The sequence below is a fragment of the Enterococcus lactis genome, from assembly GCF_015751045.1.
GTDB lineage: Bacteria > Bacillota > Bacilli > Lactobacillales > Enterococcaceae > Enterococcus_B > Enterococcus_B lactis.
In genome coordinates this window covers 103,569-119,005 of record NZ_BNJW01000001.1, presented here as the reverse complement: position 1 = coordinate 119,005, position 15,437 = coordinate 103,569, and the positions used below count along the sequence as shown (strand labels likewise).

Below are 15,437 nucleotides of genomic sequence, written 5' to 3'. Positions count from 1 at the left end.
GATAAAAATGTTATGAAAAACAAGGATTCTACCCATTCAATATGTTTACAATTTGAAAGGGTTAGTGTACTATTTAAAGGTATGCATGAAACGTTTTTGATGTATAAAATGAATTTCTAAACTCGGAGGGAATTAAATGACTGCAACATTTGAAAAAAAAGGCACGAATGATGGTGTTTTAAAATTTACGATTGCGCAAGACGAAATCCAAAAAGGATTAACAACTGCGTTTAATAAAGTGAAAAAAAGCTTGAACGTACCTGGATTCCGTAAAGGGAAAGTTTCTCGTCAAGTATTCAACCGTATGTACGGTGAAGAAGCTTTATATGAAGATGCATTGAATGCTGTATTACCAGAAGCTTATGAAGCTGCTGTCAAAGAAGCTGGCATCGACCCTGTTTCTCAACCAAAAATCGATGTAGAAAGCATGGAAAAAGGTCAAGATTGGGTAATCACTGCTGAAGTAACAGTGAAACCAGAAGTAAAATTAGGACAATATAAAGATCTAGTTGTTGAAAAACAAGACCGTGAAGTAACAGATGCTGACGTGGATGCACGTATCAAACGTGAACAAGAAGCACAAGCTGAATTAGTTATCAAAGAAGATGCTGCAGCTGAAAATGGCGATACAGTAGTAATCGACTTCGAAGGCTTTGTAGATGGCGAAGCGTTTGATGGCGGAAAAGGCGAAAATTACTCACTTGAATTAGGTTCAGGTTCATTCATTCCAGGATTTGAAGATCAATTAGTTGGTCATAAATCAGGTGAAAGTCTAGATGTAAATGTAACTTTCCCAGAAGATTATCAAGCAGAAGATCTTGCTGGAAAAGAAGCAGTCTTCAAAGTGACAATCCATGAAGTAAAAGCAAAAGAAGTGCCTGAATTAGATGACGAATTCGCAAAAGATGTGGATGACGAAGTATCAACATTAGACGAATTGAAAGAAAAATATCGCAAAGAATTAGTAGAAACAAAAGAAAAAGCAGCGGACGATGCAAAAGATGAAGCAGCAATCCGTATGGCTGTTGAAAACGCAGAAATCGTTGAATTGCCGCACGTGATGGTTCATGATGAAGTACATCGTTCAATGGACGAATTCTTGAACAACATGCAACGTCAAGGTATCTCTCCTGAAATGTACTATCAATTAACTGGTTCTACAGAAGAAGACTTGCATAAACAATTCGAAGGTGAAGCAGAAATGCGCACAAGAACAAATCTTGTGATCGAAGCAATTGCAGCTGCTGAAAATCTTCAAGCAACAGAAGAAGAAATCAATGCAGAAATCCAAGAATTATCAGAAACATACAACATGCCAATCGAACAAATCAAACGCGTGTTGACAGAAGATATGCTGGAACATGATGTGACAATGAAAAAAGCAATCGAATTGATCACAGGTACAGCGACAGAAGCAAAAGAATAGAAATTAAGTAATAGAGGTCATGAAATAAGGGACTGTGACATGTTTGTTGTCACAGTCCCTTATTTTTTGTTAAGCGTGAAAATATACAAAAATATAGGTCAATCGATCCTTTGTTAAACACTTTTTCTTTTTACTAAACTATGTTATGATAGTAAAAGACTGTAAAGTCTCTGATAGTTTCTTGCATACTTTTTGCAAGTTAAGGGGTGAAGACCATGTATGACAATCCAAGTAGCAATGAGACCGTACGCTGTTCTTTTTGTGGGAAAACCCAAGAAGAAGTGAAAAAAATCGTAGCTGGTCCAGGGGTCTACATCTGTAATGAATGTATCGACCTATGTAAAGAAATCATTGATGAAGAATTTTATGAAGAAGCTGTACGCGAATTCACTGAAGTCCCTAAACCACTAGAAATTCTTGAAGTATTGAATAACTACGTGATCGGACAAGATCGCGCAAAACGCTCGTTAGCTGTCGCTGTATACAATCACTACAAACGTGTCAATCAGCAAGCACAAGAGAACACAGATGATGTTGAACTACAAAAAAGCAATATCTGCTTGATCGGACCTACAGGGTCAGGGAAAACATTTTTGGCACAAACATTAGCAAAAACGTTGAATGTACCTTTTGCAATCGCAGATGCGACAAGTTTGACAGAGGCTGGTTATGTGGGTGAAGATGTAGAAAACATTTTGCTTAAATTGCTCCAGTCTGCTGATTACAATGTGGAACGTGCAGAAAAAGGGATCATCTATATTGATGAGATCGATAAAATCGCGCGTAAAAGCGAAAATGTATCCATCACTCGTGATGTTTCCGGCGAAGGTGTCCAACAAGCCTTGCTGAAGATTCTAGAAGGAACTGTTGCAAGTGTTCCGCCTCAGGGAGGACGTAAACATCCACATCAAGAATTTATCCAGATCGATACGACGAATATCTTGTTCATCGTAGGTGGGGCGTTTGATGGTATCGAAACAATCGTGAAGAACCGCATGGGCGAAAAAACGATTGGATTTGGTACACAAAACCAAAAACTTTCTGAAGACGAAAGCGTCATGCAGCATATCATTCCTGAAGATTTGCTGAAATTCGGATTGATTCCTGAGTTTATCGGACGATTACCTGTTATGGCAGCTTTAGAGAAATTGACAACAGATGATCTGGTACGGATCTTGACTGAGCCAAAAAATGCGTTAGTCAAACAATATCAAAAACTTCTTTCTCTAGATGATACCGAACTTGAATTTGAACCTGAAGCATTGAGAGCTATTGCGAAAAAAGCAATCGAACGCAACACTGGTGCTCGAGGTCTTCGTTCTATCATCGAAGAAATCATGATGGATGTGATGTTTGATATTCCTTCAAATGAAAACATCGAAAAAGTGATTATTACCAAAGAAGCAGCTGAATTGTCTGGTGAGCCAACAGTGATCTATAAAGATTCAGAGAAAAAAGCGGGTTGATGAGAAGAGGCTGCCGTAAAAGTCATTTTGGCTTTTACGACAGCCGCTTGCTTTATTCATCACCTTTTTAAGGAGAGAGACCATGAAAGTCCATCAAGCTGAAATCATCATAAGTGCAGTGGCACCAAAACAATATCCAGAGACACAATTGCCGGAAATAGCTCTGGCAGGGCGATCAAATGTAGGGAAATCTTCTTTTATCAACACATTGATTGATCGAAAGAATTTAGCGCGTACTTCCGGTAAGCCTGGAAAGACCCAGACCTTGAATTTTTATTTGATCGAGAATGCATTGCATTTTGTCGATGTTCCAGGATACGGGTATGCAAAAGTATCCAAAACTGAACGAGCAAAATGGGGAAAGATGATCGAGACATATTTAACGACCAGAGAACAACTACGTGCGGTCGTTTCTTTAGTAGATCTGCGCCATAAGCCTTCTCAAGAAGATATCCAGATGTATCAATTTTTGAAGTATTATGATATCCCTGTGATCGTTGTTGCTACTAAGGCAGATAAGATTCCTCGCGGTAAATGGAACAAGCACGAAAGCGAGATCAAAAAAGCATTGGATTTTGATCGTAATGACACATTTATTCTTTTTTCTTCCGTTACAAAACAAGGGAAAGAAGAAGCATGGGCAGCAATAGAACAAGCAATCGAATCATAAAAAGAACAAAAAAGACTTACTAGCCAAACTCTTCCATAAAAGTTTGGCTAGTAAGTCTTTTTTTGCAGAACTTATCTTACTTTTGTTTCTTGTCTTTTTTCTTTTCGTTTTGTGGCTGCGGTTTTAGAAACCGATCGATTTCTTCTTTTGGCGCAACTGTTTTTTCCGGATCGACAGCAAATGATTCGAAAAGTTTATCTAAATTGTCTGTACGTTCAAATTTCAATCCCATCGCGAACACCTCTTTGTTCCTTTTTTACTTAGTTTACCATGTAATACCTAAAATTGGTTTCTAAGACAAAAAGTTTTAGTTTTTCTTTATCATTCGTTATAATTGAATTATAAAAAGATTTGAAAGAGGTGAGAAAATGATTGGTGAAGATAAATTATTAATGACTATCCAGCTCACAGACTTAAATGAGGAAGAAAAAAAACAGGAAATAAGCGATTGGGCTGTTTTGACACGTCTGTTGATCCAGCCAACATTTATCCGCTCTTTCGCTCAACAAGCGGAGCCGTATGATCTTAGGAAACTGCAAGAAAAAATAATGCTCGCATCGGTAAGAGACGAAAGCTGGTTAGTTGTAGGGAATGACGAGAACGAGTGTAGTTTTCGTTTGGAAGGCAATCAATTGTTGATAAAAAATGTATTGGCTATCCCTGTTTTCAAAGAAAACCAGTTTTTGATTCGAGATTTCATTCAGAAAAAAATGATTGCCCATGGTGTGTTTGCTTATATGAGAGCTTATAGCGAGTTTATCTATCACAATACAAAACAGATTCCCCAGCGGCTGCTGTTTGAGACGATGGATGAAATCGAGCGTTTACCTAAAATGAAACAGAAAAATGGCGACGTAGTAGTGGATTGCAATCAATTTCCAGGCTACGATCTTTTTTATCAAGGCTTATGTTTTACCTCATGTTGGGAAATGTATTACAGTCACTATTACCATCAGATCATCCCCAAACCGATTTTTCTCGATACACAACAAGTAGAAAAAGTGAAAGAATTAGATAACGAAGTCATATATATCCAGCTTTATCGAGACCCATTCAATTGGCAAAAAACAAACAATCAGCTATTCCAATCCTATTTTAGAGACCAGCTTGGGTTTGACCACCTTGCTTGGGATAACGGCGTGGGATTGCTGAAACCACCATTTGTTGAATACATTTATACTGATCATACGATTCAATCTGTCCAGTATCAAAATGCGCAGATGCAACCTGTTCCCAAAAAAAATGCCTCGTTCTTTGTAACGAAAAGTTATGATATTCAAGGAGGAAATTATAAAGAAAGACGTGTTCGCGGAACACTGAATGCCCAGGCGTATTTTCCTTGGGTTGACGAGAATCGCGCGCGAATGATGTGCTATAAGATCATCGATCCGACTGTTGCTTTGGACAATGGAATCGAAGCGTATTGTTATTACATCAGGGAATATCTAGAAATAGAGGTAACAGATGAGAAATATCAAGATTATCTTTTATCATTAAGAATCTATGTTCCTTCTGAAGCACTGCCGGATTTACCGTTAAAGGAAATCAAACACAGACTCACTGATATTGCCTTCAAACGAATAAAGAAAAAACGGCGAAGTGTCCAATTTGATGTCAAGAAAGGCGAGAAGCATCTGCGTGTGCAGTTTTTAGATTATCGCGAATTAGAACAATTGATTACTTTACAAAAAATATGAGGTGAAGAAAATGGATAAACAACTTTATTATCGAATAATGGTTCCAGCATCATTATTATCCGTCTGTCTCTTTTTTGTTCCTAATTTTCCTATTCGATCAGTCATCGGTTTCTTGGTCATGTTTGGTGGGATGGGACTTTATTATTACCTTCTTCATAAGGAAAGAAAACCTGCTTCTGTTTATATGAAAAAAACAAGAAGCGAAAATAACAAACGATAAAACAGTTTGATAATAGTCAAATAAAGTAGGAAACCAGTCAAAAAAAGACTGGTTTTTTATTTTTTTGACCGATTTATAATTTTTGTGAACGATTTTGACTGATTTGTATTGCGAGTCTAAAAAAAATATGCTATTATTTGTATTGAGGTGATCGTGAAAATGCTTACAGAGGAACGCAGACAAAAAATACTAGACTTGCTTGAACAGCAGAAAATCGTGAAATCACAAGACCTTGTAAACCTTTTGAATGCTTCAGAATCAACGATAAGGCGTGATTTGCAAGAGTTGGAGAATGGTGGTTTTCTAGAAAGAGTCCATGGCGGCGCTAAGAAAGAGCAATTATTGAATTTTGAGCAGAATATGAGTGAAAAATCACTCAAAAACGTTCATGAAAAACAGCAGATTGCCAAATTGGCAGCTGAAACCATTAATGACGAAGATGTCATCTATTTAGACGCTGGCTCTACTACTTTAGAAATGATCCCTTTTTTACAAGGAAAACAAATCACAGTGGTGACAAATTCCGTTCAACATGCGGCAAATTTAGTTGATTTGGAGCTTGCTACGATCATTTTAGGTGGAACGATCAAGCTGTCAACCAATGCTGTTTTAGGATCTAATGCGATAGAACAACTAAAACATTTTCATTTCAATAAAGCGTTTATGGGAATGAACGGTGCGCATATCGAGCAAGGATTCACGACACCGGATCCAGAAGAAGCAGCTGTTAAACGTTTAGCCATGAAAAATTCTGAAGAGACCTTTGTATTGATTGATCATACTAAATTCAGCCAGTTGTCTTTCACCTCTGTTGCACCTTTGGAAGCAGCCACGATCATAACCGAGCGTTGTCCATTAGAATTCATCAATGAATTCCGTGAAAAGACAACAATTAAGGAGGCAATACAATGATTTACACAGTAACACTTAATCCATCAATTGATTATATTGTACGCGTAGATGGGTTAAAAATAGGTGATTTGAACCGGATGAAAGAAGACTTCAAATTGCCTGGAGGAAAAGGGATCAATGTTTCCCGTATTTTGAAACGGATTGATTCTCAATCTACAGCACTAGGGTTTTTAGGAGGATTCACTGGCGAATTTATTTCGAAGTGGCTTGAAAAAGAACAAATCAAATCTTTGTTCACACACGTGCAAGAAGATACAAGAATCAATATCAAACTAAAATCAGATACTGAAACTGAAATTAACGGTTTAGGTCCAGCTATTTCAGACGAAGAAATCAATGAATTGAAGCAAGCACTAGGGACAGTAGAACAAGGAGATATCGTCGTATTGTCAGGAAGCGCGCCAGCCAGCCTACGAAAAGGATTTTATCAAGAACTGATTGATATCATTCGAGAAAAAGGTGCAGATTTCGTAATCGATACAACAGGTGATGATCTAAAAAATGCACTTGTTAAGAAACCGTTGTTGATTAAACCAAACAATCACGAATTAGCTGAGCTTTACAATACAACCTTCCAATCTGTAGAAGAAATCATTCCGTATGGAAAAAAATTACTAGCTGAAGGGGCACAGAATGTGCTGATCTCAATGGCTGGAGACGGCGCTTTGCTCTTTACAGAACAAGGAACTTATAAAACGAATGTATTGGTTCGCCCATTGAAAAATTCAGTAGGTGCAGGGGATTCAATGATTGCCGGTTTTATTGGTGCTTACAGCCGGACGAAAGATCCGATCGAAGCCTTTAAATGGGGAGTTGCTTGTGGAAGCGCAACGGCTTTTTCTGATGACTTGGCAGCTCGCGAACTGATTGATGAGTTATTGCCAGAAGTTGAAATCACAAAAATTGATTAGTTTCAAGGAGGATAATCATGAATATCAAGGATTTAATGGTCAAAGAAGCAATGATCATGGATTTGCAAGCGACTGATAAAAAAGGCGCGATCGATGAAATGGTTCAAAAAATGTTTGATGCCGGCCGGATTTCCGATATCGACACATATAAAGAAGGAATTCTAGCTCGTGAAGCACAAACCTCTACAGGTCTTGGTGACGGAATCGCCATGCCTCACGCGAAAAATAGTGCAGTCAAAGAAGCAACAGTTTTATTTGCAAAAAGCCAAAAAGGTGTAGATTATGAAGCATTAGACGGACAGCCGACTTATCTGTTTTTCATGATCGCAGCTCCAGAGGGCGCGAACGACACACACTTGCAAGCATTAGCAGCACTATCTCGATTGCTGATTGATGCAGATTTTGTAGCGAAATTAAAAGAAGCAAGTACACCAGAAGAAGTCCAAGACTTGTTCCAAACAGCTGAAGAGCAAAAAGAAGCAGAAGAAAAAGCAGAACAAGAAACACAAGCTGCAGAAGCTTCTGCTCATCCAGAAAGAAAATTCGTTGTTGCCGTTACAGCTTGCCCAACAGGAATCGCTCATACTTACATGGCAGAAGATGCTTTGAAGAAAAAAGCGAAAGAAATGGGAGTGGAGATCAAAGTCGAAACGAACGGTTCAGAAGGAATCAAAAACCGATTGACTGCTGAAGACATCGCTCGTGCAGAAGGCGTGATCGTTGCAGCAGACAAAAAAGTAGAGATGAACCGTTTTGACGGAAAAGAATTGATCAATCGTCCAGTCAGTGATGGTATCCGTAAACCAGAAGAGTTGATCAATCTAGCCCTTAGTGGTACTGCACCAGTATTCCATGGCGACGGAAAAGAAAATAGTTCAGAAGAAGGAAACGCGGATGGTACTGTCGGACAAAGAATCTATAAAGATTTGATGAATGGCGTATCACACATGTTACCATTCGTTATTGGTGGAGGAATCGCTATTGCTCTTTCTTTCATGATTGACCAATTTATTGGCGTGCCGCATGACCAGTTATCGAATCTGGGGAACTACAATCAAGCTGCTAGCTGGTTCAACCAAATCGGACAAGCTGCATTTGGGTTCATGTTACCGGTATTAGCTGGATTTATTGCTTCAAGTATCGGCGACCGCCCTGGTTTGATTGTTGGATTTGCTGCTGGTGCATTAGCTAATACAGGTGGCGCAGGATTCTTAGGCGCACTGATTGGTGGATTCTTGGCTGGTTATGTCATCGTATTTTTACGTAAATTATTCAAGAACTTACCAAAATCATTGGATGGAATCAAAACGATCCTCTTTTATCCAGTGTTTGGCTTACTGATTACTGGTTTCCTGATGTTGCTGGTCAATGTCCCTATGAAAGCAATCAATGATGCATTGAATGGTTTCTTGACAAGTATGAGTGGTTCGAATGCTGCTTTACTTGGTGCATTATTAGCTGGAATGATGGCGGCAGATTTAGGCGGTCCAATCAACAAAGCCGCTTATGTATTTGGTACAGCAACTTTAGCTACGACTGTTGCCACTGGCGGAAGTGTTGTGATGGCTTCTGTTATGGCTGGAGGAATGGTCCCTCCATTGGCGATTTTCGTTGCTACACGTTTGTTCAAAAATAAATTCAGCAAAACAGATCAAGATGCTGGTTTGACGAACATCGTGATGGGACTTTCGTTTGTCACGGAAGGATCGATTCCATTTGCAGCAGCTGACCCGATTCGTGCCATTCCAAGTTTTATTATTGGTTCTGCTTTAACTGGCGGATTAGTCGGTGCTTTCGGAATCAAATTACTGGCTCCTCATGGCGGAATTTTTGTTGTATTCTTACTGAGTCACCCAATCATGTATTTGGTGTTTATTGCTATCGGAGCAGTCGTCTCTGGTGTGATTTATGGTTTGTTGAGAAAAGCTCCTGCAGTAGCAGAAGCATAGAAATAAAAAGAAGAGACTGGGGAAATCCAGCCTCTTCTTTTTTTGTAGAGTCAAAGTAGTATAGATGAATAGTTGTTGTGCCATAAAATAGTTCTTCTCGGTTCGTTAAAATGATTGCTTCAAATTTGTGATCGAAGATTTAGCCTCGATTTCTTGCTTGATTCTTGGTAAGTTTGCTTCATCAGTCAAGATTACCAAAATATCTCCTACATTCATGATCGTATCACCGTGAGTCAAGATTTCCTGATTTCCTCTGCGTATAGAGATTAGCAGCATATTTTTAGGCCAATTGAAGTCCCGCACCATTAATCCGTCTAAAGAACTCTCTGCCGTTACTGGAAAATCAAAAGTTGTCCTTGCACCTTTAAGAGCGGCGGTCTGATTATTTCCAAGTAAACGTTCCAACAATGATTCGTAGATCGGATTCCCTCCGAGAAGATCATTGACGATATAAGCAACAAGAGCAGCCAACCCTAAAGGCATCAGATGATTGAGAGAGCCAACCATTTCTGTCACTAAAATAATTGCTGTCAGCGGTGCTTTCCCAATTGCTGTGAAATAACCAGCCATGGCAATCACGACGAAATCCTTGATGTAGATTGGATCCATCCCGAAATCAACCATGATGTTTCCATAAAAGCTACCGATTAAAGCACCCAATGTCAATATCGGAAGGAAAATCCCTCCTGGAAGACCACCACCATAAGAAATCATGGAAAAAACGAATCGAAGAACAAACAAACCGATAATCATAATGATTGGCAATGAAGCATGTCCAAAAGCTAAAACGATTTGATTGCCTCCGCCTAGCGTACTAGGCCATAAATAACCAATCGGCAAAATCAGCAAGAAAGGAACGAATCCATGAAAATAAGCTGGTAAAGGCAATCGGTTGTAAAATTTTGGCAATGCCAGCAGGACCTTTTGATAAATAAAACCTAAGACGCCTAGAAGTACGCCTAATACCACCAAAGAACCATAATATTTCAACGGCAAAGAAGGAAGATCCCCTAGATATAAAACTGGTCTTAAGCCAAAAAAATAAAGAGAGACAAAGTTAGCCGTGATGGCCGCAGCAAAAGATGTCAGCCAAACAAGAGGAGAGAAGGAGTGATGGATTTCTTCTAAAACAAAGAGTAATCCTGCGATAGGAGCATTGAATGCTGCTGCAAGTCCGCTACTTGCTCCGCTAGAAATCAAAATCTTTTCTTCTGAAGATGGACTCCGAAACAATTGTCCAGCTCCTTGTCCGATAGCTGCGCCAAGCTGTATAGAAGGACCTTCTCGACCTAGAAAAAGTCCTGCGCCAACTGAAAGTACACCACCAATGAACTTTTTCCATAAAACAGAGAACCAGTTCATTGATAATTCCCCTCGAAGCTGTCCTTCTACTTGTGGAATCCCGCTTCCTTTGATATCCGGTTCATTTTTGACCAGATAACCCACAAAAAATGCTGCAAGGATGCAGCAAATAGCCATACCAACTAAGTAAATCGGCTGTTCCCGACTTATTTCATAGATGCTTCGAACAAAATCGCCTAACTTTTCGATCGATAAACGAAACAGGCTAACCACGATTCCTGTCAGTAGTCCAACGAATATTCCTTTTAGAATAAAATATATCTGAGTTTTATCTAATTTCTTGATTTTTCCTTTTTTTTTCATTCAAACGCCTCGCTTTCTTTTAATTTAGCGCGAAATCAACGAATTGACAAGGAGAAATCCATAAAAAGAAACAAATGATTTTGAATTAGCTAGTTTAATGAAAGCCAAGAAAATGCTATAATTAACAAGATTGATAAAAGAAAGGATGTTGTTAATGTCATCCAAAGCTGAATTATTAAACGGGATGAACCCCCGTCAGAAAGAAGCTGTTCTTCACACTGACGGACCATTATTGCTGATGGCAGGTGCGGGAAGTGGAAAGACGAGAGTGTTGACGCATCGCATTGCCTATTTGATTGAGGAAAAAGAAGTCAATCCTTGGAACATCCTAGCGATTACTTTTACCAATAAAGCTGCAAAAGAAATGAAAGAACGTGTCAATGCGATTCTCGCATCTGGAGGCGAAGATGTCTGGGTATCGACTTTTCACTCAATGTGTGTGCGTATTTTAAGAAGAGATGTTGATTTTATCGGGTATAACCGGAACTTTACGATCATCGACTCTTCTGAACAGCTGACCTTGATGAAACGGATACTGAAAGAACTGAACATTGACCCGAAAAAATATGATCCTCGCAGCATATTAGGAACAATCTCCCAAGCAAAAAATAGCTTGCAGACCCCTCAGGATTTTGCAAAAATGCAAGGCAGTTATTACGAAGAGATTGCGGCAAAATGTTACGCTGCTTATCAAAAAGAGCTTCAATACAATCAATGTATGGACTTTGACGACCTGATCATGAATACGATCCGGTTATTTGAAGAACATCCTGATTCACTCACATATTACCAAAACAAATTCCATTATATTCATGTAGATGAGTATCAAGATACAAACCATGCACAGTATACGTTGGTCAATTTATTGGCAGGTAGATTTAGAAATCTATGCGTAGTGGGAGATGCAGATCAAAGTATCTACGGCTGGCGCGGTGCAGATATGCAGAACATCTTGGATTTCGAAAAAGATTATCCAGATGCTGCAGTGATTTTGCTGGAACAAAACTATCGCTCCACGAAAAACATTCTTAGCGCGGCAAACCAAGTCATTGAAAACAATAGCAATCGAAAACCAAAAAACTTGTGGACAGAAAACAAAGAAGGAAACAAGATCACTTACTATCGTGCAGATAATGAACGAGACGAAACTCGTTTTATCGTAGACCGGATGCAAGAAGAGATTCGAAGCAATCATCGAAATTACGGCGACTTTGCCATTTTGTACCGGACGAACGCACAATCTCGTGTAATGGAAGAAACCCTGTTGAAAGCAAATATTCCTTATAAAATGGTTGGAGGGCACAAATTCTACGATCGTAAAGAAATCAAAGATATTTTAGCGTATTTAAATGTGCTGGCAAATCCTCAAGACTCAATCAGTTTTGAGCGTATCGTTAATTCGCCCAAACGAGGCATCGGACCAGGATCTATCGAAAAACTACGCAGTTTTGCTTCTCTCCATGAATGGCCGCTGCTTGAAGCAGCCCAAAATGTGGATCTGGCAAATATCGGTGGAAAAGCAGGCCAGCAATTAGGTGCATTTGGAGAGATGATTCAAGAAGTCACGCAGATGATCCCATACTTGACAGTGACAGAATTGACGAAAGAGGTTTTGGATCGTAGCGGTTACCTGGAAGATTTAAAAATCCAAAATACATTAGAAGCACAAGCGCGCATCGAAAACTTGGAGGAATTTTTAACGGTCACACAAGAATTCGATAAGCAGTTCGAACAGCAAAATGAAGAAGATGCTGATGCACCAGAAGAAAAACTAACGGTCTTCTTGAACGATCTGGCACTTGTTTCTGACATTGACAATTTAGAAGAAGACGCTTCGCAAGTGACATTGATGACATTGCATGCAGCCAAAGGATTAGAATTTCCAGTTGTATTCCTGATTGGTCTAGAAGAAGGTGTTTTTCCTTTATCTCGAGCATTGATGGAAGAAAGCGAACTGGAAGAAGAACGTCGTCTCGCTTATGTGGGAATCACGCGAGCAGAAGAAGCGTTGTATTTAACCAATGCTTTCTCCAGAACATTATATGGACGGACGCAATATAACCGACCTTCTCGTTTTGTAGAAGAAATCGATCAAGAATTGCTAGAAATCGAGGGCATGCGTCCTACGCCTAAAAAAACACCTGTATTCGCTAAAAAAACAGCAGCATATAGCTATAAACAGCCAGAGACAGCGGTTGTTTCCTCTAAAAGTGCCACTGGAGGGGAAAAGAACAGCTGGAAACCTGGAGATAAAGTCAAACATAAAAAATGGGGACTAGGAACAGTCGTCCGAGTAAGTGGGACGTCGAAGGATCTAGAACTAGATGTGGCTTTCCCAAGTCAAGGAGTAAAACGTCTTTTGGCTGCCTTTGCGCCAATTGAAAAAGCTTAGTAGTGGAGGGTAAATGATGGAACATGAAATGACGATTGACGAAGCTGCTAAACGAGCAGAAGAACTTCGTACAAGATTGAACCAATGGTCTCGCGAATACTACGTAGAAGATAAACCAACAGTGGAAGACTATGTTTATGATAAAGAATACGCAGAATTAGTAGCAATCGAAGAACAATATCCTGATTTGATCACGTCGGATTCTCCCACTCAACGAGTAGGCGGAAAAGTATTAGAAGGGTTTGAAAAAGTCACTCATGATATTCCGCTTTACAGTTTGAACGACGTTTTCAGCAAAGAAGAGCTGATAGCTTTTGATCAACGTGTACAAAAAGCAGTGGGACGTGTAGTCGATTATTGCTGCGAACTAAAAATAGATGGTCTTTCCGTCTCTTTGCGTTATGAAGATGGGAATTTCGTTAGAGGAGCGACTCGTGGGGATGGGACTGTAGGAGAAAACATCACTGAAAACCTAAAGACTGTCCGATCAGTCCCAATCAAATTAAAAGAACCGATGAACATCGAAGTAAGAGGCGAATGTTTCATGCCAAAACGTTCATTTGTTCAATTGAATCAAGACAGAGAAGCAGAGGGAAAAGATATCTTTGCGAATCCTCGGAATGCCGCAGCCGGTTCCTTGCGTCAGTTAGATTCTAAAATCACAGCGAAAAGAAACCTGGATACTTTCTTATACACAGTAGCTGATTTCGGTCCTATGGAAGCAAAAACACAGTATGATGCACTAGAAGAGCTAGAAAAAATAGGATTCCACACGAATCGGGAAAAACGTCTATGTCATTCGATTGACGAAGTATGGGCATACATTGAGGAATATCATGATAAACGTGTAGATTTGCCCTATGAGATTGATGGGATCGTCATCAAAGTGAATGAGTTCTCGCTGCAAGATCAACTTGGCTTTACTGTCAAAGCACCACGATGGGCAACAGCTTATAAGTTTCCCCCAGAAGAAGTTGAAACACTGATCGAAAACATCGAATGGACAGTCGGACGAACGGGGGTAGTGACGCCAACGGCTATCATGACGCCGGTCCGAGTAGCAGGAACGACAGTAAGCCGTGCCAGTCTGCATAATGGGGATTATATCAAGTTGAAGGATATCCGCTTGAAAGATACAGTTCTGATTTATAAAGCGGGAGATATCATTCCAGAAGTTTCGCAAGTCGTGTTGGATAAACGACCTAAAGACAGCGAAGAATACCAATTACCTACACATTGCCCAGTTTGTGGAAGTGAACTTGTCCATTTGGATGAAGAAGTAGCGCTACGGTGCATCAATCCTAAATGCCCTGCTCAAATGAAAGAAGGCTTGAATCACTTTGTCTCAAGAAATGCGATGAATATCGACGGGTTGGGCCCACGTGTGCTTGAACAGATGTATGACAAAAAACTAGTCGCAGATGTTGCTGATCTTTATAAATTGACAGAAGAAGAGTTATTGACGTTGGACAAAATAAAAGAAAAATCAGCAAATAATATTTTGACAGCAATTGACAACAGCAAAGATAATTCGGTCGAGCGGTTGATTTTCGGATTAGGAATCCGACATGTCGGAGCGAAAGCAGCAAAAATTTTAGCAGAACATTTTGGTGATCTAGAGACATTGAGTAGAAGCGACTATGAGTCGATTATTGCGCTTGATACGATCGGTGATATCATTGCCGACAGTGTAGTCACTTATTTTAGTAACGAAGAAGTCCATGAATTGATGAATGAATTAAAACAAGCAGGCGTCAATTTCGAATACAAAGGGCTTCGAAGTACCCAATTGCAAGAAGTCGAGTCGCCTTTTAAAGAAAAAACAGTAGTCCTTACTGGTAAACTAACACGATTGACTCGTGAAGAAGCAAAAGAGACGATCGAAAATCTTGGCGGGAAAGTGACTGGTAGCGTATCGAAAAAAACGGATATCGTGGTAGCAGGAGAAGATGCTGGCAGCAAGCTAACCAAAGCACAAGAATTAGGAATCGAAGTTTGGACAGAAGATCAAATGGCAGAAGCATTGGCTAAAAGCCACTCAGCAAAAGAATAAATATTGAGTTTTTTCAGACAAATTTCAATAAATAATTTCAGACAGAGCACTCTTATGTTAAAATAGAGAGCAAAGT

Annotated in this window: 12 protein-coding genes; 10 read left to right on the top strand and 2 right to left on the bottom strand. The window is 39.6% G+C overall.

The features are described from left to right. Nucleotides 1–136: 136 nt before the first annotated feature. The 3 genes from tig (at nucleotide 137) to yihA (ending at nucleotide 3,562) form a co-directional block, all read left to right on the top strand. Nucleotides 137–1,426 (top strand): trigger factor, encoded by a 1,290-nt coding sequence (gene tig, locus KFO35_RS00620; protein WP_002292069.1) that lies wholly within the window; start codon nucleotides 137–139, stop codon nucleotides 1,424–1,426. A gap of 215 nt (nucleotides 1,427–1,641) precedes the next feature. Continuing rightward, entirely contained in the window at nucleotides 1,642–2,892 is a 1,251-nt protein-coding gene (gene clpX, locus KFO35_RS00615; protein ID WP_002292068.1) for an ATP-dependent Clp protease ATP-binding subunit ClpX, read from the top strand. A gap of 82 nt (nucleotides 2,893–2,974) precedes the next feature. Then, nucleotides 2,975–3,562 carry a ribosome biogenesis GTP-binding protein YihA/YsxC gene (gene yihA, locus KFO35_RS00610; protein ID WP_002297545.1) on the top strand — a complete coding sequence of 196 codons (588 nt, stop codon included), beginning with the start codon at nucleotides 2,975–2,977 and terminating at the stop codon, nucleotides 3,560–3,562. A gap of 76 nt (nucleotides 3,563–3,638) precedes the next feature. Here yihA and KFO35_RS00605 read toward each other — a convergent pair whose 3' ends face one another. Further along, complete coding sequence (locus KFO35_RS00605) at nucleotides 3,639–3,794, bottom strand: SPJ_0845 family protein (protein WP_002288488.1); 156 nt, start codon at nucleotides 3,792–3,794, stop codon at nucleotides 3,639–3,641. Between the two features lie 136 nt (nucleotides 3,795–3,930). On the opposite strand from KFO35_RS00605, the gene KFO35_RS00600 reads away from it, so the two are divergent. The 5 genes from KFO35_RS00600 (at nucleotide 3,931) to KFO35_RS00580 (ending at nucleotide 9,251) form a co-directional block, all read left to right on the top strand. After that, nucleotides 3,931–5,259, top strand: coding sequence for a hypothetical protein (locus tag KFO35_RS00600; protein WP_002314850.1), 1,329 nt, complete (start codon nucleotides 3,931–3,933; stop codon nucleotides 5,257–5,259). 10 nt (nucleotides 5,260–5,269) lie between these two features. Then, nucleotides 5,270–5,479, top strand: a complete 210-nt coding sequence (locus tag KFO35_RS00595) for a hypothetical protein (RefSeq protein ID WP_002314851.1) — start codon at nucleotides 5,270–5,272, stop codon at nucleotides 5,477–5,479. A gap of 159 nt (nucleotides 5,480–5,638) precedes the next feature. Further along, a complete protein-coding gene (locus KFO35_RS00590) occupies nucleotides 5,639–6,391 on the top strand; it encodes a DeoR/GlpR family DNA-binding transcription regulator (protein ID WP_002297539.1) in 753 nt (250 codons plus the stop codon). Continuing rightward, the gene (pfkB, locus tag KFO35_RS00585) at nucleotides 6,388–7,302 is read left to right on the top strand and encodes a 1-phosphofructokinase (RefSeq protein ID WP_002314852.1); all 915 of its coding nucleotides are present in this window, start codon (nucleotides 6,388–6,390) and stop codon (nucleotides 7,300–7,302) included. Before KFO35_RS00590 ends, pfkB begins: the two co-directional genes overlap by 4 nt. A gap of 17 nt (nucleotides 7,303–7,319) precedes the next feature. Further along, nucleotides 7,320–9,251, top strand: a complete 1,932-nt coding sequence (locus KFO35_RS00580; RefSeq protein ID WP_002306502.1) for a PTS fructose transporter subunit IIABC — start codon at nucleotides 7,320–7,322, stop codon at nucleotides 9,249–9,251. A gap of 105 nt (nucleotides 9,252–9,356) precedes the next feature. On the opposite strand, the gene KFO35_RS00575 is transcribed toward KFO35_RS00580, so the two are convergent. After that, nucleotides 9,357–10,916, bottom strand: coding sequence for a ClC family H(+)/Cl(-) exchange transporter (locus KFO35_RS00575; RefSeq protein ID WP_002314853.1), 1,560 nt, complete (start codon nucleotides 10,914–10,916; stop codon nucleotides 9,357–9,359). Between the two features lie 154 nt (nucleotides 10,917–11,070). Between KFO35_RS00575 and pcrA the strand changes: the two genes are divergently transcribed. Further along, the gene (pcrA, locus tag KFO35_RS00570; RefSeq protein ID WP_002335752.1) at nucleotides 11,071–13,308 is read left to right on the top strand and encodes a DNA helicase PcrA; all 2,238 of its coding nucleotides are present in this window, start codon (nucleotides 11,071–11,073) and stop codon (nucleotides 13,306–13,308) included. Between the two features lie 16 nt (nucleotides 13,309–13,324). Further along, the gene (gene ligA, locus KFO35_RS00565) at nucleotides 13,325–15,361 is read left to right on the top strand and encodes an NAD-dependent DNA ligase LigA (protein WP_002306506.1); all 2,037 of its coding nucleotides are present in this window, start codon (nucleotides 13,325–13,327) and stop codon (nucleotides 15,359–15,361) included. Nucleotides 15,362–15,437 lie beyond the last annotated feature (76 nt).

Bases quoted from the DNA above. Each gene is read 5' to 3' on its own strand.
- ligA (WP_002306506.1), top strand. From the start codon at position 13,325: ATGGAACATGAAATGACGATTGACGAAGCTGCTAAACGAGCAGAAGAA.
- yihA (WP_002297545.1), top strand. From the start codon at position 2,975: ATGAAAGTCCATCAAGCTGAAATCATCATAAGTGCAGTGGCACCAAAA.
- pfkB (WP_002314852.1), top strand. From the start codon at position 6,388: ATGATTTACACAGTAACACTTAATCCATCAATTGATTATATTGTACGC.
- KFO35_RS00590 (WP_002297539.1), top strand. From the start codon at position 5,639: ATGCTTACAGAGGAACGCAGACAAAAAATACTAGACTTGCTTGAACAG.
- clpX (WP_002292068.1), top strand. From the start codon at position 1,642: ATGTATGACAATCCAAGTAGCAATGAGACCGTACGCTGTTCTTTTTGT.
- KFO35_RS00600 (WP_002314850.1), top strand. From the start codon at position 3,931: ATGATTGGTGAAGATAAATTATTAATGACTATCCAGCTCACAGACTTA.
- KFO35_RS00605 (WP_002288488.1), bottom strand. From the start codon at position 3,794: ATGGGATTGAAATTTGAACGTACAGACAATTTAGATAAACTTTTCGAA.
- KFO35_RS00595 (WP_002314851.1), top strand. From the start codon at position 5,270: ATGGATAAACAACTTTATTATCGAATAATGGTTCCAGCATCATTATTA.
- KFO35_RS00575 (WP_002314853.1), bottom strand. From the start codon at position 10,916: ATGAAAAAAAAAGGAAAAATCAAGAAATTAGATAAAACTCAGATATAT.
- KFO35_RS00580 (WP_002306502.1), top strand. From the start codon at position 7,320: ATGAATATCAAGGATTTAATGGTCAAAGAAGCAATGATCATGGATTTG.
- tig (WP_002292069.1), top strand. From the start codon at position 137: ATGACTGCAACATTTGAAAAAAAAGGCACGAATGATGGTGTTTTAAAA.
- pcrA (WP_002335752.1), top strand. From the start codon at position 11,071: ATGTCATCCAAAGCTGAATTATTAAACGGGATGAACCCCCGTCAGAAA.